At 62.3% G+C, this 21033-nt stretch carries 7 protein-coding genes; 2 read left to right on the top strand and 5 right to left on the bottom strand.

The window, feature by feature from the left end:
• Nucleotides 1-3 precede the first annotated feature (3 nt).
• Nucleotides 4-11856 carry a non-ribosomal peptide synthase/polyketide synthase gene (locus CPH89_RS27315; RefSeq protein ID WP_053256592.1) on the top strand — a complete coding sequence of 3951 codons (11853 nt, stop codon included), beginning with the start codon at nt 4-6 and terminating at the stop codon, nt 11854-11856.
• A gap of 145 nt (nt 11857-12001) precedes the next feature.
• Here CPH89_RS27315 and CPH89_RS27310 read toward each other — a convergent pair whose 3' ends face one another.
• Together CPH89_RS27310 and CPH89_RS27305 are read right to left on the bottom strand one after the other, a co-directional pair.
• Nucleotides 12002-14443 carry a TonB-dependent siderophore receptor gene (locus tag CPH89_RS27310; protein WP_053256591.1) on the bottom strand — a complete coding sequence of 814 codons (2442 nt, stop codon included), beginning with the start codon at nt 14441-14443 and terminating at the stop codon, nt 12002-12004.
• A gap of 109 nt (nt 14444-14552) precedes the next feature.
• On the bottom strand, nt 14553-16205 hold the full coding sequence (locus tag CPH89_RS27305; RefSeq protein ID WP_053256590.1) for a cyclic peptide export ABC transporter: 1653 nt from the start codon (nt 16203-16205) through the stop codon (nt 14553-14555).
• Nucleotides 16206-16403: 198 nt separating this feature from the next.
• Between CPH89_RS27305 and CPH89_RS27300 the strand changes: the two genes are divergently transcribed.
• A complete protein-coding gene (locus CPH89_RS27300) occupies nt 16404-17231 on the top strand; it encodes a formyl transferase (RefSeq protein ID WP_053256589.1) in 828 nt (275 codons plus the stop codon).
• A 143-nt stretch (nt 17232-17374) separates the two neighbouring features.
• Here the strand turns inward: CPH89_RS27300 and pvdO are convergent, their stop codons facing one another.
• From pvdO to pvdM, 3 genes are read right to left on the bottom strand one after another with little or no spacing between them, the layout of a single operon-like run.
• Nucleotides 17375-18247, bottom strand: coding sequence for a dihydropyoverdine dehydrogenase (gene pvdO, locus CPH89_RS27295; RefSeq protein ID WP_053256588.1), 873 nt, complete (start codon nt 18245-18247; stop codon nt 17375-17377).
• Between the two features lie 33 nt (nt 18248-18280).
• The gene (gene pvdN / locus CPH89_RS27290; RefSeq protein ID WP_053256587.1) at nt 18281-19561 is read right to left on the bottom strand and encodes a pyoverdine-tailoring periplasmic protein PvdN; all 1281 of its coding nucleotides are present in this window, start codon (nt 19559-19561) and stop codon (nt 18281-18283) included.
• 19 nt (nt 19562-19580) lie between these two features.
• Nucleotides 19581-20930, bottom strand: coding sequence for a pyoverdine-tailoring dipeptidase-like protein PvdM (gene pvdM, locus CPH89_RS27285; RefSeq protein WP_053256586.1), 1350 nt, complete (start codon nt 20928-20930; stop codon nt 19581-19583).
• Nucleotides 20931-21033 lie beyond the last annotated feature (103 nt).

Here is a 21033-nt window from a genome sequence, read left to right as displayed (position 1 = left end):
ACCATGCTTTCCAACCCGAACATCGATCTGGTCTCGCGCTTTCTTCGCCTGCCGCTTGAACAACGCCAGCAGTTTTATCAGCGCCTGCAAGCGCGCGGCATGAGCTTCGCGCAATTGCCGATTGCCCCCACCCGGCATGATCTCGACACATTGCCATTGTCTTACGCCCAGGAACGCCAGTGGTTTCTTTGGCAGCTCGACCCGCACAGCGCCACCTATCACATTCCTGGGGCGCTACGCCTGCAAGGCCAGCTCGACCTTGCGGCGTTACAGCACAGTTTCGACCGTTTGCTGGCCCGCCACGAAAGCCTGCGTACCCGCTTGGTACAGGACGGTGAGCAGCTGTTGCAGGTGGTGATGCCTGAGGCCAGGGTCGACATCGTGCAGATGCAAACGGACGAACAGCAATTGATGGCGCACGTAGAAGCGCAGGTTGCACGGCCGTTTGATCTGCTCCAGGCGCCGCTGTTGCGCGTGACACTGTTGCAGCTGGCCGACGATGAACATGTGCTGGTGATGGTTCAGCACCACATCATTTCCGATGGTTGGTCGATGCAGGTGATGGTTGACGAACTGGTGCAACTCTATGCGGCCTGCTGCGAGGGCCGCAGCCTGGCGTTGCCGGACTTGCCGATCCAGTACGCCGACTATGCCCTGTGGCAGCGCGGCTGGATGGAAGCAGGGGAGAAAGCCCGTCAGTTGGCGTACTGGCAAGCACTGCTGGGCGGCGAACAGCCCGTGCTGGAGTTGCCCCTCGACCACCCGCGACCGGCGCAACAAAGCCATCGCGGCAACAGCGTGCAGGTGCACCTGCAACCGGCACTGGTCAGCGGTATCAAGCGCCTTGCGCAGCAAGAGGGCGCCACCCCGTTCATGTTGCTCCTGGCCGCGTTCCAGAGCTTGCTCTATCGCTACAGCGGGCAATCGGACATCCGTGTCGGCGTGCCGAATGCCAACCGAAACCGTGTCGAAACCGAGCGGCTGATTGGCTTTTTTGTCAACACCCAGGTGCTCAAGGCTGACCTTGACGGGCAGATGACCTTCGTCGAACTGTTGCAGCAAACCAAGCGGCGCTCGCTGGAGGCCCAGGCTCACCAGGACCTGCCGTTCGAGCAATTGGTGGTGGCACTGCAGCCCGAGCGCAGCCTGAGCCACAACCCGTTGTTCCAGGTGATGTTCAATCACCAGACCGACGCCCAGGGCGGACGCGAAGGGCAGCAATTACCCGGCTTGCGCGTTTCGGAGCTGGATTGGGACAACCAGACCACGCACTTCGACCTGAGCCTGGACACCCATGAATCCCCGGAAGGTATCTGGGCCGCGCTGACCTACGCCACTGACCTGTTCGACGCCGCGACGATAGAGCGTTTGGCGCAGCATTGGCAGAACGTGCTGCAAGCAGTGGTGAGCGCACCGCACAGCCGTCTCAGCGACCTGCCGATGCTGAGCACAACCGAACACACGGTGATTCGCCAGGAATGGAACGCCCCGGCGACCGGCATCGACCTGCACGCGGTGCATCAGCTGTTCGAAGCTCAGGCCCAGCGGCATCCGCAACGCCAGGCGTTGGCCCTGAATGAGCAGGCCATCAGCTATGGCGAGTTGAATCGCCAGGCCAACCGTCTGGCCCATTACCTGATCGCCCAGGGCGTAGGCCCGGAGGTGCTGGTCGGCATTGCCGTGGAGCGCTCGTTGGCCATGGTGGTGAGCCTGCTGGCGGTGCTCAAGGCGGGCGGCGCGTATGTGCCGCTCGACCCGCAATACCCGCGTGAGCGCTTGGTGCACATGCTCGAAGACAGTGGATTACAGCGGGTGTTGACCCAGTCGTCCCTGCGTGAGCGTTTGCCGTTGCCTGAGCACGTAGTGGCCCTGGACATTGATCTGGCCGATGCGCAACTGGCGCAGTGTGCCGAACACAATCCCGGGCTCGACTTCGAACCGCGCAGCCTGGCTTACGTCATTTACACCTCGGGTTCTACCGGTAAACCCAAGGGCGTGGCGATCAACCATGCGGCTTTGAGTGAGTTCGCAAGCATCGCTGCGGGCTACTCGGGCCTGACCCCGGATGATCGGGTGTTGCAGTTTGCGACCCTGAACTTCGACGGTTTCGTCGAGCAGTTGTACCCGGCGCTGACTGTCGGCGCCAGCGTGGTCCTGCGTGGCCCGCAGCTGTGGGACGGGGCCGAACTGTACCAACAGATTATCGCCCAGGGCATCACCTTGGCCGACTTGCCGACGGCCTACTGGAAACTCTTCTTGCAGGATTGCCTGGCGGCCGGCCCACGTGCCTACGGTGCACTGCGCCAGGTGCATATCGGCGGCGAAGCCATGCCGCTCGATGGCCCGACGTTGTGGCGTCGCGCGGGGCTCGGCCATGTACGCCTGCTCAATACTTACGGGCCTACCGAGGCGACGGTGGTGTCCAGCGTGCTGGACTGCAGCGACGACGCGACGGTGATCGGTGCCAGCGCCAGCCCTATCGGCCGCGCGCTGCCGGGGCGTGCGCTGTATGTGCTCGACCGCGATTTGAATCTGCTGCCGGTCGGTGCCGTGGGTGAACTGTATATCGCCAGTGAAAGTGGTCTGGCGCGAGCCTATCTGCAGCGACCTGCGCTGACCGCCGAACGTTTTGTCGCCGACCCTTTTGGCCGCGCGGGCGAGCGCCTGTACCGCACCGGTGACCTGGCCCGCTGTCGCGCCGATGGGGTCATTGAGTATGTCGGGCGCGTCGATCACCAGGTGAAAATCCGTGGTTTTCGCATCGAGCTGGGTGAGATCGAGGCGTTGCTGTTGGCCCAGGCAGGCGTGCGTGAAACGCTGCTGCTGGCCGCTGACAACCAGTTGCTGGCTTACGTGGTCCCCACGCAAGCGCTGTCCGCGCCAGCACAGCGGGTTGCCGGTGAACAGCTCAAGGCCAGCCTGCGCGAGCAATTGCCGGATTACATGGTGCCGACGCACCTGATCTTCCTCGCGCGCATGCCGTTGAACCCCAATGGGAAGCTCGACCGCCAAGCGCTGCCCAAACCGGATGCCGCGTCGATGCACACCGATTGGCAAGCGCCTGTAACGGCCTTGCAACAACAGGTTGCCGCGATCTGGGCCGATATCCTCGGCACTGAGCGTGTGGGCCTGACTCAGCACTTTTTCGAGCTGGGTGGGCATTCCCTGCTCGCCATGCAGGTGGTCTCGCGCATACGCCAGGCGCTTGACCTCGAAGTGCCGCTCAAGACGCTGTTTGAGCAGCCGCGCCTGGATGGCTTTGTCGCGGCCATTGAAGCCCATTCGCCGACTGCGCCCACGGCTCCCGCGCTGCTGCCGGTGGGGCGTGACCAGCCGTTGCCGTTGTCGTATGCGCAGGAGCGCCAATGGTTCCTTTGGCAGTTGGAGCCGCAAAGCGCCGCGTATCACATACCGAGTGCCTTGCGCTTGAAAGGGCGGTTGGACACGGCGGCGTTGCAGCGCAGTTTCGATACATTGCTGGCCCGTCACGAAAGCCTGCGTACCCATGTGCGCCAGACGCACACGGGCGCCGTGCAGGTGATTGACCCGCTGGCGTCATTGCCGATGGTGCGTGCCGATGTCGAGGAAGCCCACCTCAAGGCGCGCGTCGAAGCTGAAATCGCCCAGCCGTTTGAATTGCAACAGGGGCCGTTGCTGCGTGTGACCCTGTTGCGTCTGGCGGATGACGAGCATGTGCTGGTGCTGGTTCAGCATCACATCGTGTCCGATGGTTGGTCGATGCAGTTGGTGGTGCAAGAGTTGGTGCAGCTTTACGCTGCTTACAGCCAGGGGCAGGGCGTGCAATTGCCGGAACTGCCGATCCAGTACGCCGACTACGCGGTGTGGCAACGCAACTGGATGGACGCGGGCGAGAAAGCCCGTCAGCTGGCGTATTGGCGCGAGGTGCTGGGCGGTGAGCAGAGCGTGCTGGAGTTGCCATTCGACCACCCACGCCCAGCGGTGCAGAGCCACCGTGGCGCGCGCTTGCCTATCGAGCTGGCACCGCCACTGGCCCGCGACCTCAAGGCGCTGGCCCAGCAACAAGGCGTGACGCTGTTCATGCTGCTGCTGGCATCGTTCCAGACCTTGCTGCACCGCTACAGTGGCCAGGAAGAGATCCGCGTCGGCGTGCCGATTGCCAACCGCAATCGCAGCGAGACCGAGCGCCTGATCGGCTTTTTCGTTAACACCCAGGTGCTCAAGGCTGACCTGCATGGCCAGATGAGCGTCGCGCAGTTGCTGCAACACACGCGCCAGCGCGCCCTGGATGCGCAGGCTCACCAGGACCTGCCGTTCGAGCAATTGGTGGAAGCGCTGCAACCGGAGCGCAGCCTGAGCCACAACCCGTTGTTCCAAGTGATGTTCAACCACCAGACCGATGTGGGCCAGGCCCAGGTTCAGCATCAACTGGCGCAGTTGCGGGTCGAAGGGCTGGACTGGGAGAGCAAGACCGCGCATTTCGACCTGGACCTGGATATTCAGGAATCCACCGAGGGCATCTGGGCCACCTTGGGGTATGCCCAGGACCTGTTTGAAGCCGACACTGTGCGCCGTATGGCCCGGCATTGGCAGAACCTGCTGCAGGGCATGGTTGCCAACCCGCAGCAAACCCTCAGCCAATTGCCGCTGCTGGACACTGCAGAGCAGCAACAGATTCTGCAGCTGTGGAATTGCACCGATTCGGGTTACTCGGCCAAGCGCCTGGTGCACGAGTTGGTCGCCGACCGTGCCCGGGAAAACCCGAATGCAGTGGCGGTAAAATTCGCTGCGCAAACGCTGACCTACGGGGAACTCGATGGCCAGGCCAATCGCCTGGCGCATGCGCTGATCGCCCGTGGCGTGGGCCCGGAAGTGCGCGTGGCCATCGCCATGCCGCGCAGTGCCGAGATCATGGTGGCGTTCCTCGCGGTGATGAAATCTGGTGGCGTGTATGTGCCGCTGGACGTGGAGTACCCGCGTGATCGCTTGCTGTACATGATGCAGGACAGCCGCGCCAAGCTGTTGCTGACCCACTCGGCGGTGCAGCAGCGGTTGCCGATTCCGCAAGGCCTGGCAGTGCTTGCGGTTGATCAGGCCGAGGCCTGGGCCACGGTTGACGACACCGATCCACAGGTCGCACTCGACGGCGACAACCTCGCCTACGTGATCTACACCTCCGGCTCCACCGGCCTGCCCAAAGGTGTGGCGGTGTCTCACGGTCCGCTCGTGGCGCATATCATCGCCACCGGCGAACGCTATGAAACCGGCCCGGCCGATTGCGAACTGCACTTCATGTCCTTCGCCTTTGACGGTTCCCACGAAGGCTGGATGCACCCGCTGATCAACGGCGCCAGCGTGCTGATCCGCGATGACAGCCTGTGGCTGCCGGAATACACCTACGCGCAAATGCACCGTCACAACGTGACCATGGCGGTGTTCCCGCCGGTGTACCTGCAACAACTGGCCGAGCATGCCGAACGCGACGGCAACCCGCCGGCCGTGCGCGTGTATTGCTTTGGGGGGGATGCGGTGGCGCAGGCGAGCTACGACCTGGCCTGGCGCGCGCTCAAGCCGACCTACCTGTTCAACGGTTATGGGCCGACCGAGACCGTGGTTACGCCGCTGTTGTGGAAGGCGCGCAAGGGCGACCCTTGCGGCGCGGTCTATGCGCCGATTGGTACGTTGCTGGGCAACCGCAGCGGCTACGTATTGGACGCGCAGTTGAACCTGCAACCGATCGGCGTGGCCGGTGAGTTGTACCTGGGCGGCGAGGGCGTGGCGCGCGGTTATCTGGAGCGTGCGGCGCTGACCGCCGAGCGGTTTGTGCCGGACCCGTTCGGCACACCCGGCAGCCGTGTGTACCGCAGCGGCGACTTGACCCGTGGCCGCCCCGATGGCGTGGTGGACTACCTGGGGCGTGTCGACCACCAAGTCAAAATCCGTGGTTTCCGTATCGAGCTGGGTGAAATCGAAGCCCGTCTGCGTGAGCAGGACAGCGTCGGTGAAACCGTGGTGGTGGCGCAGGAAGGGCCGACCGGCAAGCAACTGGTAGCGTATGTGGTGCCGTTGCACCCGGCGATGATCGACGATGCCGTGGCCCAAGCGAACGGCCGTGAGGCGCTGCGCCGCGCCTTGAAAACCCGCCTGCCGGACTACATGGTGCCCACGCATTTCATGTTTCTGGCGCGCATGCCGCTCACGCCCAATGGCAAGCTGGATCGCAAAGGCCTGCCGCTGGCGGACGTGAGCTTGATGCAGCAGGTGTATGTGGCGCCACACAGTGAATTGGAGCAGAAAATCGCCGCGATCTGGTCCGACGTGCTGCGCCTGCCGCGCGTAGGGCTGCATGACAACTTCTTTGAACTGGGCGGCGACTCGATTATTTCGATCCAGGTCGTCAGCCGTGCCCGCCAAGTCGGTGTGCGGTTCACGCCCAAGGACCTGTTCCAACACCAGACGGTCCAGAGCCTGGCGGCCGTCGCCCGCGAAGGCGAGGGCACCGTGCTGCTGGATCAGTCGGCGCTGACTGGCGAGCTGCTGCTGCTGCCCATTCAGCATGCGTTTTTTGCCGATGACATCCCGGCGCGGGAGCACTGGAACCAGTCCGTGGTGCTGCAACCGCACCAACGCCTGGAGGTGCCTGTGCTGGCGGCGGCGCTACAGGCCTTGATTGTGCACCATGACGCCCTGCGCACCGGGTTTGTCCAGGGTGTGAATGGCTGGGCGGCGGCGTATCGAAGTGCCGAACATCATCAGGCCGAACAGGTGCTGTGGCAGACCACCCTCACAACGCTCGCAGAGCTTGAAGCCTTGGGCGAGGAAGCCCAGCGCAGCCTCGACCTGAGTCAAGGCCCGTTGCTGCGTGCGGTGTTGGTGGGCATGGCCGATGGCTCGCAGCGTTTGTTGCTGGTGATCCATCACTTGGTGGTGGACGGTGTGTCCTGGCGCATCCTCCTCGAGGACCTGCAAACCGCCTACCGTCAAATTGCCCAAGGCGCAGCGGTGGTGTTGCCCGCCAAGACCAGCTCCACGCGTGCATGGGCCGAGCGGCTGCAAGCCTACGCCGGCAGCCCCGCGCTGGCGCAGGAGTTGGCGTGGTGGCAGACGCAGTTACACGGCAGCCGCGCCGGTTTGCCCGGCGCCGACCCGCAGGCCAGCCTGAGCAACCGCCATGCACTGAGTGTGACGACCCAGTTGGACCCAGGGTTTACCCGTCGCTTGTTGCAGGACGCTCCCAGTGCTTACCGAACACAGATCAACGACCTGCTGCTGACGGCCCTGGCGCGTGTCATTGTGCGCTGGACGGGTGACGCGTCGATGTTGATCCGGCTGGAAGGCCACGGCCGTGAGGACCTGTTCGATGAGATCGACCTGACCCGCACCGTCGGTTGGTTTACCAGCCTCTATCCCGTGCAGCTGGCGCCGACCGATTCCCTGGCGGGCTCCCTCAAGCAGATCAAGGAGCAACTGCGCGCCGTACCGGAAAAAGGCCTCGGCTTTGGTGCCTTGCGTTACCTGGGCGATGCCGAGGCGCAACAGGCGTTGAGTGCCTTGCCGCGACCACGTATCACGTTCAACTACCTGGGGCAGTTTGACGGCAGTTTCGAGGGCGGCGAACAGGAAGGCTTGTTCGCGCCTTCCGGTGACGCCAGTGGTGCCGAGCAAAGCCTTGACGCACCGCTGGGCAACTGGCTGGAAATCAACGGCCAGGTCTACGCCGGCGAACTGAAGTTGAACTGGAGTTTCAGCCAGGCAATGTTCGCGCAAGCGACCGTGCAGCAGTTGGCGGATGACTACGCGGTGGAGCTCAAGGCGTTGATCGAGCATTGCTGCGCCGCCGCCAACCAAGGTGTCACGCCGTCGGACTTCCCGCTGGCGCGCTTGTCTCAAGGCCAGCTGGATGCGCTGCCGCTGACCTTCTCCGAGGTGGAAGATCTGTATCCGTTGTCGCCGATGCAGCAAGGCATGTTGTTCCAGTCGTTGTACGGCGAAGGGTCGGGCGACTACATCAACCAAATGCGCATCGATGTGGACGGCCTGGATGTCCCGCGTTTCCACCAGGCCTGGCAGGCGGCTGTCGACCGGCATGAGATTCTGCGCAGTGGTTTCCTCTGGCAGACCGATGCAGAGCAACCGTTGCAGGTGGTTTACAAGCAGCGGCGCATGCCGCTTGAGGCGCTCGATTGGACGGACCGCGCGGATTGCCCTGCGGCCCTCGACGCCCTGGCCGAGTCGGCGCGGGCCCAGGGTTTTGTACTGGAGCAGGCGCCGCTGCTGAGCCTGTCGGTCATACGCACAGGCGTGTCGAGTTACCACCTGATCTACACCAACCATCACATCCTGATGGACGGTTGGAGTGGTTCGCAGTTGTTCGGCGAGGTATTGCAACACTATGCCGGCGAGCCGCTGGCTGCGCCGACGGGGCGCTATCGCGATTACATCGCCTGGTTGCAGGCGCAGAACAAAGCCGTCAGCGAAACCTTCTGGAAAGACCAGTTGCTCAACCTGCAGGCGCCTACGCGCCTGGCATACGGCGTGGCGAATGAGGCACCGACGGCACTGGTGGCCAACGGTGAGCATCGCCTGAGCTTTGATGCCGCGCAGACCGAACGCCTCAAAGCGTTCGCGCAGAGCAACAAGGTCACGCTCAATACGTTGGTGCAGGCCGCCTGGTTATTGCTGCTGCACCATCACACCGGGCAGGCCACCGTCGCGTTCGGCGCCACCGTGGCGGGGCGGCCGGCCGAGCTGCGCGGTATCGAGCAGCAAGTCGGGTTGTTTATCAATACGCTGCCGGTGGTGGCCACGCCTGAGGCGCAGATGCCGGTCAGCCAGTGGCTGCAACACGTCCAGTCGCAGAATGTGCGCTTGCGTGAGCAAGAGCACACGCCGCTGTTTGAAATCCAGCGCTGGGCCGGCTTGGGCGGGGAGGCGCTGTTCGACAGCATCCTGGTGTTCGAGAACTACCCGGTGTCTGAGGCGTTGGAGCAGGGCGCACCGTCGGGTTTACGCTTTGGTGCGGTGCGCAGCCTGGAGCAGACACACTACCCGTTGACCGTGCTCCTGGGCATGGGCGATAGCCTGGGGCTTGAGTTCAACTACGATCGGCAGGCCTTCAGTGCTACGCATATCCAGCGCCTGGCCGAACACTTCCAGCAGCTGTTGAGTGCGCTGATTGTGGATGCCGACCAGCGCCTGGCCGCACTGCCTTCGGCGGCATTGGCCGAGCGCCAGACGCTGCAGGCCTGGAACGCCACGGCGCAACGCTACCCGCTGCACCAGGCTGTGCATCAGTTGATCGAGGCGCAGGTGGTGCGTACGCCAGACGCGACGGCCCTGGTGTTTGCCGGGCAGCACCTGAGTTACGCCGAGCTGAACCGTCGCGCGAACCGCCTCGCGCATCGCTTGATCGCGGCCGGTGTGGGGCCGGACGTGCTGGTGGGCCTGGCGGTGGAGCGCTCCATCGAGATGGTCGTCGGCCTGTTGGCCGTGCTCAAGGCCGGTGGCGCCTACGTGCCGCTGGACCCGGAATACCCGCGTGATCGACTCACCTACATGGTGCAGGACAGTGGCGTGAGGTGGCTGCTGACCCAGGCTCATCTGCTGGAGCAATTGCCGATCCCGGCGGGCATTCAACACCTGGTACTGGAGACCGGCGAGGCGTGGCTTGAGGGGTATAGCGCGCACAATCCTGACAGTGCTGTCGATGGCGAAAACCTGGCTTATGTGATCTACACCTCGGGCTCTACCGGGCAGCCGAAGGGGGCCGGTAATCGGCATTCGGCGCTCACCAATCGGCTCTGCTGGATGCAGCAGGCGTATGGCCTGGAGGCCAGCGACAGCGTGTTGCAGAAAACCCCGTTCAGCTTTGACGTGTCGGTGTGGGAGTTCTTCTGGCCGCTGATGAGCGGCGCGCGGCTGGTGGTCGCCGCGCCCGGGGAGCATCGCGATCCGGCGCGGTTGGTCAGCCTGATCAACGCCGAGCAGGTCACCACGCTGCACTTCGTGCCGTCCATGTTGCAAGCGTTCTTGCAGGACGAGGCGGTAAGCGCCTGCCATAGCCTGCAACGCATTGTGTGCAGCGGTGAAGCATTGCCGGTGGATGCCCAGCAGCAGGTGTTTGCCAAGCTGCCCGGTGCGCGGTTGTACAACTTGTATGGGCCGACGGAAGCCGCCATTGATGTGACCCACTGGACCTGTGTTGATGAAGGGCAGGACGCCGTGCCGATTGGCCGACCCATTGCCAACCTGGGGTGTTATGTACTCAACAGCAACCTGGCGCCGGCACCGCTGGGCGTGCTGGGCGAGCTGTACCTTGGGGGCATCGGTCTGGCGCGGGGTTATCACCGTCGGCCGGCGCTGACCGCTGAGCGTTTTGTGCCTGACCCGCTCGGCAGCGGCGCACGCCTGTACCGCACCGGCGACCTGGCGCGCTATCGCGATGAGGGTGTGATCGAGTACGCCGGGCGCATCGACCATCAGGTCAAGCTGCGCGGGCTGCGGATCGAGTTGGGTGAAATCGAGGCACGTCTGCTGGAGCATGCTTGCGTGCGTGAAGCCGCCGTGCTGGCCGTGGACGGCACGCACCTGGTGGGTTACCTGGTGTTGCAGGAACCGTGTGCGGACTGGAAAGCCTTGCTCGGCGCTCACCTCGCGTCACAACTGCCGGATTACATGGTGCCCGCGCAATGGGTGGTGCTGACACAGATGCCGTTGAGCCCGAATGGCAAGCTCGATCGCAAAGCGCTGCCCAAGCCTGAAGCACAGGCTGCGCAGGCGTATCAGGCGCCGCAAAGCGACATTGAGCAGCAGGTCGCGGCGATTTGGAGCGAGGTGCTCGGTGTTGAGCGCGTCGGGCTGAACGACAACTTCTTTGAGTTGGGTGGCCATTCATTGCGCGTGCTGCTGCTCAAGGAGCGCATCAGGCAAGTCAGCGGGGTCAACCTGTCCGTCAGCCAGTTGATGCTCAACCCCACCGTGCGTGGCCAAGTCAATTGCGTGCAGGGCGAGGTGCGCAGCGAAGTGATCGTCAAGCTCAACAGCCAGACCCAAGGCACGCCGTTGTTCATGTTCCACCCAAGCTTCGGCTCGGTGCATTGCTACACCGCCATTGCCCTGGCACTCAGGGAGCAGCGGCCGGTGTTCGGCGTGATCTGCCGGGCGTTGGTGGAAGAGGGCGCCGCGGTGCCCGAGTGGCAGGCGATGGTTGACGATTACACCGCGCAACTGTTGAAAACTCAGCCACAGGGCGCCTATCGCCTGGCGGGTTGGTCGCTGGGTGGCAACCTGGCGATGGAAGTCGCCTACGCACTGGAGCAAGCCGGGCGTGAGGTTGAATTTGTCGGCTGGATTGATTCGGCCCCGCCGCAGTGGCTCACGCCTTATTGGGATGCGGTGGTGAGCGAGGATGATCGCGAGGTATCAGCCAATGAGCGCCGTGCGGCGTTGCTTGGAGCGATGTTCCCGGCGTTTGCCGAGCAGATTGAAGGGGCGTGGCAACAGTGTCGGCGTCAGGCTGCGGATGAAGCCGGGCAATGGCAGGCGTTTGTGGCCTGGGCCGAGCAGACCCTGGGTGAGGCGTTCACCGGCATCAAGGACGCGCTGCTGCGTGGTAATGACGCGCAGATTTCCTGGGAAGTTGACCGGGCATTGAGCGAGCGCATGACCGTGGCTGACTTCAAGCCGATCCAGGCGCCGGTCAGTTGCTGGTGGGCGTCATTGAGCCGCGCGGGGCACTTCAAGGCGCTGATCGAGCAGAACATGGCCGGGGTGATTGGCCAGGGGCGCATCGAGCGTTCGGTGATGATCGATACGGATCACGACGGGATCATCGACAGCGCCGCGTTCATCAACAGCCTGGTGGCGGCCATGGCATAAGGGGCGACCGTACGCATAAACCCGGATCATTGATCCGGGTTTTTTTGTGCGTGTTTTCAGGCCAGGCAGGCAAAAAAAAGCCCAATGAAAGCGGCGCTTTCATCGGGCGGCGGTTTGATCGTCCGGGGGCGATCAAGGCATCCGGTCAGAAGTCCCAGCGGGTGCTGAACATCACGTTACGCGGCTCACCGTAGGCGGCCGAGTTATAGAAGCCCACGTTGGTGTAGTAGGACTTGTCGAAGATGTTGTTGAAGTTGACGGTCGCCGAAAGGTTCTTGGTGACTTGGTAGCGCGTCATCAGGTCCACCAGCCAGTAGGATTCCTGGGTGATGTCCTGGTTTTTGTTGAGCGGCGAGTTCCAGATCTCGTACCAGCCCTTGCTCTGCCAGCGCAGGCCGCCACCGATGGTGAACTTGTCCAGGTTGCCCTTGAGCTTGTAGGTGGTGTTCAGGTTGACCTGATGCTCCGGCTCGAAGGTGGAGATCTTCTTGTTGTCTTCGTCGCGCACGATCTTGTGGGTGTAGCCACCTTGTACTTGCCAGCCTGGGCTCAATTCCCCGGAGATTTCCGCTTCATAGCCTTTGGTGACGGCTTTGGAGCTTTTGAACGCATAGTTTTGCGGGGTGGGCGTTTGGTTGTTGTACGCATCGTCCGAGATCGGCCGGTTAGTCTCATGCACCTCGAAGTAGGCGATGCTGGTGTTCAGGCGGCCGTCAAGGAATTCGCCTTTGAGACCGAACTCGTAGTTTTGCCCTTCGTCCGGGTTCAGCAGCTTTTCGTTGCGGTCTTTATAGGTGCTTTCTTGAGGTTGGAAAATATCGGTGTAGCTGGTGTACAGCGAGAAATTGTCGTTGAGGTCGTAGATCACGCCCGCATACGGGATGAACCGGCCGGTTTCCTTGTACGAGGGGTTGATACCGGTGACGTGGTAGTTGGCAACGCGCCCACCGAGGATCACGTTGAGGTCATCCATCACGTTCAAGCGCGTGGTCACGTAGTAGCCGGTCTGGCGGATCGTGTCGTCGGTGTACTGTTGGGGCGGACCGTAGATTGGCCGCGCGATCTTGCCATTCCAGTTGTAGAAGTCGACTTTGTTGCCCTGCGGCCAGTCAGGCGACCAATAGCCCTTGCCCTGCCAGCGCGAGGTACCGATCGAGCCGCCTACCACCAGTTCATGGTCGCGGCCAAACAGGCTGAAAGGCCCGGTGGCATACAGGTCGGCGGAGGTGCTTTTGGTTTCGCCAGTGTACTTCTGCCCGTTGATCGACGCGCTGCCATCGGTCTGGGGTTCAACGAACTGAATCGAACCGAGGTCGGCATGGTAACTGTTGATCTTATGGTCGAGTTGGAACTTGGTCACCCAGCCGTCGCCCAGGTCATGTTCCAGCATGGCAAAGGCGGTACGGGTATTTTGCTCCCAGGAACTCCAGTCAGCGCCGTTGTTGTAGGAGCGCGGCATCTTGTTGATGCTGCCGTTGGCGTTCACCAGCGGGAAGGCACCGGACCAGCTGGAGCCTTTCGGAATGTTGTCCTGGTAGTCGAAGCCGACGGTCAGCATCGTGTCCGGGGACAGGTCGAATTCGGTGATGCCGTAGTAGGTTTCGGTCTTGCGTGAATAGTGGTCCATGAAGGACTTTTTGTCCTGGTACGCGGCAACCGCGCGACCACGCACATTGCCGCTCTCGGTCAGTGGGCCGCTGACATCCACTTCGCTGCGGTAGTTGTCCCAGGAGCCTGCGCCCAACTGGACATGGCCCTTGAACTCCGAGGTGGGCTTCTTGCGAATCAGGTTGATGGTCGCACCCAATGAGCCCGCACCGTTGAGCAGGCCGGTGGCGCCCTTGAGTACTTCGACACGGTCATAGATCGCCATGTCGCTCAGGGTGTTGCCCGCCGAATACCCGACGTTGCGCACGGTCGAGGGAATGCCGTCGTACTGGAAGCTGTTGACCGAGAAACCACGGGAATAATAGTTGGTGCGGTCAGTGTCATACGCCGACACGGTGATGCCCGGCGTGTGGCGCATCACGTCATCGACGTTATTCAAGGCGAAGTCTTCGATGTGCTGACGGGTGATGACAGTGATCGATTGTGGCGTTTGCCGAGGCGTCAGGGTCAGCCGTGTGGCGGTGGCAATGGTGCCCGGCGTGTAGGAACCGGAGTCCTCGGTGATGTTGCCCAACGCGTTGCCGGTCACTTGGGTCGGGCTCAGTTCCAGCCCTGCGGTTGCGCCGGCAGCGGTCACGGTCAGCGAGTTGCCACTGAGGCTGTGCGTGGTCTCAGTCCCACCCAGCAAGGTATCAATTGCCCGCTGTGGCTCCATTTTGCCCTTCACCGCACGACTGTTCTTGCCCTGCACATCGCTTGGGCTGTACAGCACTTGCACGTTGGTCTGACGACCGAATTCCTGCAGCGCGCTCCCCAGCGCCTGTGACGGAATATCCAGCTCGATCTCCTGCGCCTGCGCATAGCCTGCCACCGGCAACGATATCGCCAGGACCAGGGCGTTCGGAAGCAGATTGATGTTCAGGGCCCGGCGCATGGATAGCGCTTTGCTCAGAGGGCTGAGACCGAGTCTTGCTGGCATGGATGCTTTCTCTTCTATGTGTAAGTGGGCAAGTTATAGGTGTTTATTGAGGCTGGTTCTCATTAACACTAGTGAGACGTTCCTACTTGGATAAACCGGAAAAGAAATTTCAGGCAGGCTCCCATTCGTGCACAACCTGGCCGGCGCGCAGGCGTACCAATTGGTCGGCGATATCGAAATAGCGGTCGTCGTGGCTGATCACGATGATGGTTTTGCCCAGGCGCTTGAGGTCGGGCAGCAGCTCGGTGTAGAAAATCCGGCGAAAGGCCGGGTCCTGGTCGGCCGCCCATTCGTCAAACACCAGCACCGGGCGTTCTTCGAGCCACGCGTTGACCAACGCCAGGCGCTTGCGTTGGCCGGTGGACAGGTCGGTGGTGCTGAATACGCCATCCTTGACGCTGACCTTGTGCGCGATCTCCAGGCGTTCGAGGTATTTGGCGGCGCTGTCCAATGACGAAGTGGCGCTGCCCTGCACCAGGTCATCGAACAGGTAATAGTCGGAAAAAATCGTCGTGAACAGTTGGCGATAATCATCGCGCTCGGGGTCGGTCACGGCCTCGCCGTTGAGGCGGATCTCGCCGGCCTGCGGTGAGTACAGGCCTAGCAACAGTTTGATCAGCGTGGTCTTGCCGCTGCCGTTTTCGCCGACGATAAACACGATATCGCCTTGTTTGATGCTCAGGTTGATCGGCCCCAGGTGGAACGGTTCGCTGCCTTCTACTGCCGGCGGGCGGTAGCTCACGCCGCGCAGTTCCAGGCTGTTGACCACGGGTGTGGGGGCTTCGCTGTCATCCATCAGCAGGTGCGGTTCGGGGGAGGAGAAGCGCTGTGACAATTCGCTGATACGGCCAAAGGCGATCTTCGCCTTGCCCACCACCGGCAGGTAGCCCAGCAGGTGTTCCAGCGGGCCTTTCATGTACAGCAGCACCAGCACGAAACCGGTGATCACGGTCGGGTCCGGGTTCGGGTTATAGGCCTGCATCGCCAGGGCCAGGCCGATCACCACGAAGAACAGCATCGAGCCAAAGGTCTTGGCCAGGATATAAATGTTGACCGAGCGCACCTGGATGTCGCTGATGCGGTCGGCGGTTTCCTGGATGCGATGGGTGTTCATGCGAAAACGCCGTGGCCGGTGCATGCGCAGTTCCTTGGCGCCGGAAGCGATCGCGTTGTAATAACGCTGCAGTTCATCCTCATGGCTGCGCGCCAGGTCGAAACCCTGGATGCCTTTGCCGCCGGCGATGAACTGCACGGCACTGCCGATAATGATCGCCACCACCATCATCAGGAACATCGGCACCGACAGATAGGCCAGGTAACCCAGGCAGCCGAGGGTGACGGTCGCGGCGATGGCCAACGGCGTGAAGGCAAAGGAAAAGTCGCTGATGGTGTCGACATCATGGGTCAGCACCGGGATCAGGCGGTGCGAGCGATACTGCTCGATCTGCCCGATGGGCGCCGACAGCACTTTTTCACCCAGGTCTTTGCGCAGGGCGGCGATGATGCGTTGGCCGACGTAGTTGGTGCCGATGTCTGAAATGATCGAACTGACCAGGGCCAGCACACACAGCACCGCAAAGGTCAGCACCACGCCCTGGGTCATGCCATTGGCCGAATGCAGGGCGTTATTGATGGTGGCCAGCAGCAGGGTGATGGCCAGGCCGCCGACCATGCCGAGGGCGACAGAGACGGTCACGATGCTGCGAAACGGCCTGAGCAAGGCGAGCAGACCTTTGAAGGCGCTGCGTTTGGGGTCGGTCATAAATACTTCCCGGAGAGTGAAAAGAGGGGCTGGGCACACAGACCCTTACCCATGACAAACGAAGCGTCAGCGCGAGTATTTAGCGCCGCACGCCCGACGGCTGCGGCCAGGCATAAATTGCCGCCGGGCTGGTTCGTTCTTGTGCTGTAGGCGCATGTGTATTGGCGCTGTGCGCAGTCCATTCAGCGAGAGCGAAAAATGACCAAAAAGAACCTGGTGTATGTGTGGTCCCTGAGAAATGCCGCGGCCGACAAGGCAGGGCAGCCGGTGGCTTACAAAGACCATGAGCGCTACATGAAATCGGTGTTGGAGTTTCTGGTGGGGTCGCTGAACGACACGCCGCTGGGCGCGGCGTATAACCTGGTCGGCGTGGTCTACGACGATGACGAACACAACCCACGGGACCAGCAGTTGGTCAGCGATTATGGCTTTGCCTATCAGCCGGGCCGCCAGTGGCTGTACCCGGCGGACTTGCGGGTGCAAGGGCAGCTGGTCAACGACCTGTTGCTGAGCGTGCCGTCCACCTACCGCCGCCTGCCTCGCGGTAGCGCCGAACACATCGCCGGCAAGCAGGATTTCGAGCGCCGCTTGCACGACACGCTGGTGGAGTTGAAGGCTGACATCGTGGTGTTGGATGGTTTGTTGGTGATCCTGGATGAACTGGTGCGGCCGGGCGCCCCGTTTGCGCGGCGCATCATGAACATTCACCCGGGGATTACCCGTCTCGAATCGCCTTACGAGCGCCGTGGGGCCTATGCCACCTGGAATGCCTTGTACGGTGCGCGTGGGCAAACCGTGGTGGATTGGGCGACCAAGGCAACCACGCCGTCGCAGCCGCTGTATCTCACCGGGGCGTCGTTCCACTACGTGGACAACGGCATCGATTCGGGTGAAGTGTTCCACGACGTGCTCAAAACCGAGATTTCGCCGCAAGACACCATCCTTGAATTGCGCTGGAACAACTTCAACAACAGCCTGTTCCCGGCGTTGCATGAAGGCTTGGAATTGCTGGCCAGGCAGGCTTGATGCAGCCGAGCTGTAGCTGAGGTATGCGGGGCAAAATGTGGGCGCGGGCTTGCTCGCGAAAGCGCTGTGTCAGTCGCCGGATGTATCGACTGATTCACCGCCTTCGCGAGCAAGCCCGCGCCCACATTTGAGGGGTGTCGGTCTTAGAGATCGCGCACTACGCGAAAACCAATCCAGTCACCGCGCGTCTGCGGGTAGATGTTATTGCGGTTGCCCGAGCGCGAAAATACCGGCGCCTCGCCCCAGTCATTGCCGCGGATCTGGTAGCTCTCGCAGTTCGGCTCCACCCAGGCGCTGCCGTCGGTGGGCGCGCCGATGTAGTTGGGGTGTTCACAGTCGGCCACACGCTCATACACATTGCCATGCATGTCATACATGCCAAATGCATTCGGCGGGTAACTGCCGACCGGCGAGGAATAGCTGTAGCCATCCGCCGGCCCGTAAGTATTGGCGTGTTCGGCGATGCTGTAGCCCTTGCCTGCATCGAAAGGAAACGGGAACGGTCCGCTGGTGCCGGCGCGGGCGGCGTATTCGCGCTGGGCTTCACTGACCATGTGATACTGCTGCCCAGTCTTTTTCGACAGCCAGGCGACGTAGTTCTTCACGTCGTCCATGTCCATGCATACGGCCGGTTGGCGCGGCCCTTGCGGGTAGCGCGGCTTGCTGGCAATGCATTCGCGGCCGGGGCGAGTGTCGCCATCGGCGATCTTGACCCCGCTCTGGCGGATATAGCTGTCCCATTCGCCGGCGGTGATCTGAAAGCGGCTCATGGCGAAAGGTTTGGCGAAGGTCACGGCGTGCATCGGACCTTCGTCGGGCTCGCGACCGACTTCGTCTTCGGGGGTGCCCATGGTGAACGTGCCGGCCGGCAGCACGACCATTTCCGGGCAGTCCTTGCAGTCTTTGAACACCTTGCCGGGCTGCGGCGTAGCGGCCTGGGCCAGATTCGGCAGTGCCGCCGCGCACAGGGCGGTCAACGCCAGGGCTGTCAGGGGGTTGAGTCGGGATGGATTCATGTGGGCATCTCGTTCAAAGGAAAAAAGTCGCTGTCACAACCGTTGGCTCAGCAAGGTCATGAAGTGCTGGATCTCGTCCGAGCTGTTAAGCAGGCCAGGCGAGGTGCGAATCACTGGGCCGACATCGCGGTCGACCGCATCGACCACCACGCGCTTTTTCATCAGGTAGGCGGCCACGGCATCGCTGTCCTGGCCCTTGACGCGGAAGAACGTAAAGCCGGCTGACAGGTCGGTGCTGCGCGGCGTGACCAGTTCGATCTGCGGGTGGGCCAGCAGTAGGTTTTTCAGCTCGGTGTTCAGTTCGTGAATACGCGCCTGCACGGGTGCCTTGCCCAATGTCAGGTGCAGCTTGAAGGCCTCGTCCGCCGCCCAGCGATGCTCGAACGCGTGGTAGCCACCGGGGGTCATGGTGGTGGCGAAATTGGTGTCTTCGGAGAAGGTCGGCACCATCGGTGTCACGTAGTTGTTCTCGGCATCGCGTGCGCAGACCAACCCGGTGCCGCGGGGCCCGAACATCCATTTATGGGTGCCGGCGATAAAGAAATCGCAGTGCATGGCCGGAAAATCCAGGTTCTCCACGCCAAAGCCATGCACGCCATCGACCACATAGAGAATGCGGTCCTTGTCGTCACGGTTGCGGTTGAGGGCTTCCACCAGCCTGCCGATCTCGCCGATGGGCAGCTTCACGCCGCTGCCGGATTGCACCCAGGTCATGCCCAGCACGCGGGTATTGGGGCGAATGGCGCGCTCGATATTGCCAAGCACTTCGTCTACGGACACCTGGTGGGCATTTTCGAACAAGCGAATTCGGCGCACCTGCGTACCTTGCCGGGCAACGCGAAAATCCAGCACGCTCTGCGTGGCGTAGTGCTCGTGCTCGGTGGTGAGGATTTCCTGGTCAGGCCGCAGCTTGATCCCGCCGTAGATCATTGCGAGGCCTTCCGAGGTACTGCCGGTGAGCGCGATCTGTGGCGGTGTGGCGTTCAGGTAGCGCCCGGCCCACTCGCGGACCTGGCCTTCGCGTTTCCAGGTTTCCTCAAGGCCCCAGTCCATTGCCAGGCCTGGGTTGCGGTCGATCTGCTGGCGGTAGCGATCAATGGCTTCGCGCACGGGCTTGGGGTGTGACGTTACCAGAAAGTTGGAAAAGTGCAGGTAGTCCGGGTCCTGGGTGAACAGCTGTTTGAACCCTGCCCATGGGTCGTTGCGGGCAGGCGCAGGGGCGGCTGCCGTGGCGTGCGGGAGCAGGGCTGCGCCCAGCGGCAGGCTGGCGGCAAGTACGCCAGCCTGCTTGAGAAAAGTGCGGCGGTCGGTCATGGGCTTACTTCAAGGCTGATTAGCGGTTGGCCAAGGGCTTGGCGGCTTTTTGTACCTGGTCCCATACGCGCAGGAAGTTGCCTCCCCACAGCTTGGCAATGTCGGCTTCGGAGTAGCCACGCTGGATCAGCTCGGCGGTGACGTTGCGCACCTCGCCGACGTTTTCCCAGCCCTGGATGCCGCCGCCGTCGTTGAAGTCCGACGAGATGCCGACATGATCGATTCCGATTTTGCGCACGGTGTAGTCGATGGCATCGCCCCAATCCTTGAGGGAGGCCTTGGGTTCTTCGTCGAGAATCGCGTACAGCGCGCTGGCGTACTGGCCGAACTTTTGCTCGGACCAGGCGGCAATGATCGCGTCGCCGGGCATCAAGGCCATGGCCAGGTTAGGCAGTGGGGGCAAATCGAAGCGCGCGCGCAGGGCGTTGAGTTTGGCCTGGGTCGGTTGGCTCAAGGGGCGCAAATAGGCCGGGAAGCCCACCACCTGCACCACGCCGCCGCTGTTCTTGATCAGTTGCAACTCCTTGTCGCTGAGGTTGCGCGGAATATCCACCGAGGCGCGTGGCGCCGAGTGGGACGCTACCATTGGTGTGCGGCTTAGTTGCGCCACTTGCTCAACGGCCTTGGTCGACATTTGCGACACGTCGATGATCACGCCCAAGTCATTCAGGCGATGCACCGCTTGCTGGCCGATCGCCGACAGCCCTTCGAGGGCGTCGGTCGAGTCATTGAAAAACGGCAGCGGGCGCGACGAATCGGACCAGGCGTTGTTGCCGATATAGCTGAAGCCGAACATGCGCATGCCGCGTGCCGTCCACAGGTCCAACTGGTTGAGGTCGTTGCCCAGCGGGTAGGCATTGAGCATGCTGATAAAGATCGCAAACTTGCCCTCGCCATGCAGGCGCCGGAAATCGTCCGGGGTGTAGGCGATGCCCACTTGATTGGGAAAGTCGCGCACCATGCCGGAGATGATCTTGTAGCGCACCTCCTGCTCGTGACGGGCTTCTTCGACAAAGCCATCGCTGGGTTTGTGTGGCGCATTGGGGCCGTTCCAGATTTCCGGCCAGCCGAAAATCGTCAAGGCCGCGCCCGACAAGCGTCCGCGTGCGGCCTTGGCGAGGTCGAACTGGCCGCTGCCATCTTTGTCGGCTTCATTGCCGGCCGTGCCGAAATCCAGCGGCACCGTGATATGGCTGTCAAACGACAGCAGACGGTCCTGCATTTCATTGGCCTGCTTGATCACCTCCAGCGGGTAGCCGGCATTGCCGCGCAACCAGTGGTCCCAAACCAGAAAGCCGGCTCCGGCGCCGATGGCCAGTGCCAGCGGCAGGCCGATATACAGCGCCTTTTTCGAACGTGGTTTTGTCATTGCCATCTCAGTCAGTTGAGGCCTTTGCTATCAGGGAAGAACGAGCGCTGGCGGGGGAAATTTAGGCCCGGGCGAGGCGCCGGTAAATTTGTCGCGGCCGCCA

This window comes from Pseudomonas fluorescens, assembly GCF_900215245.1.
In the GTDB taxonomy this organism is placed as follows: domain Bacteria; phylum Pseudomonadota; class Gammaproteobacteria; order Pseudomonadales; family Pseudomonadaceae; genus Aquipseudomonas; species Aquipseudomonas fluorescens.
The sequence above is the reverse complement of the archived record's forward strand: the minus strand, read 5'-3'. Positions and strand labels throughout refer to the sequence as shown.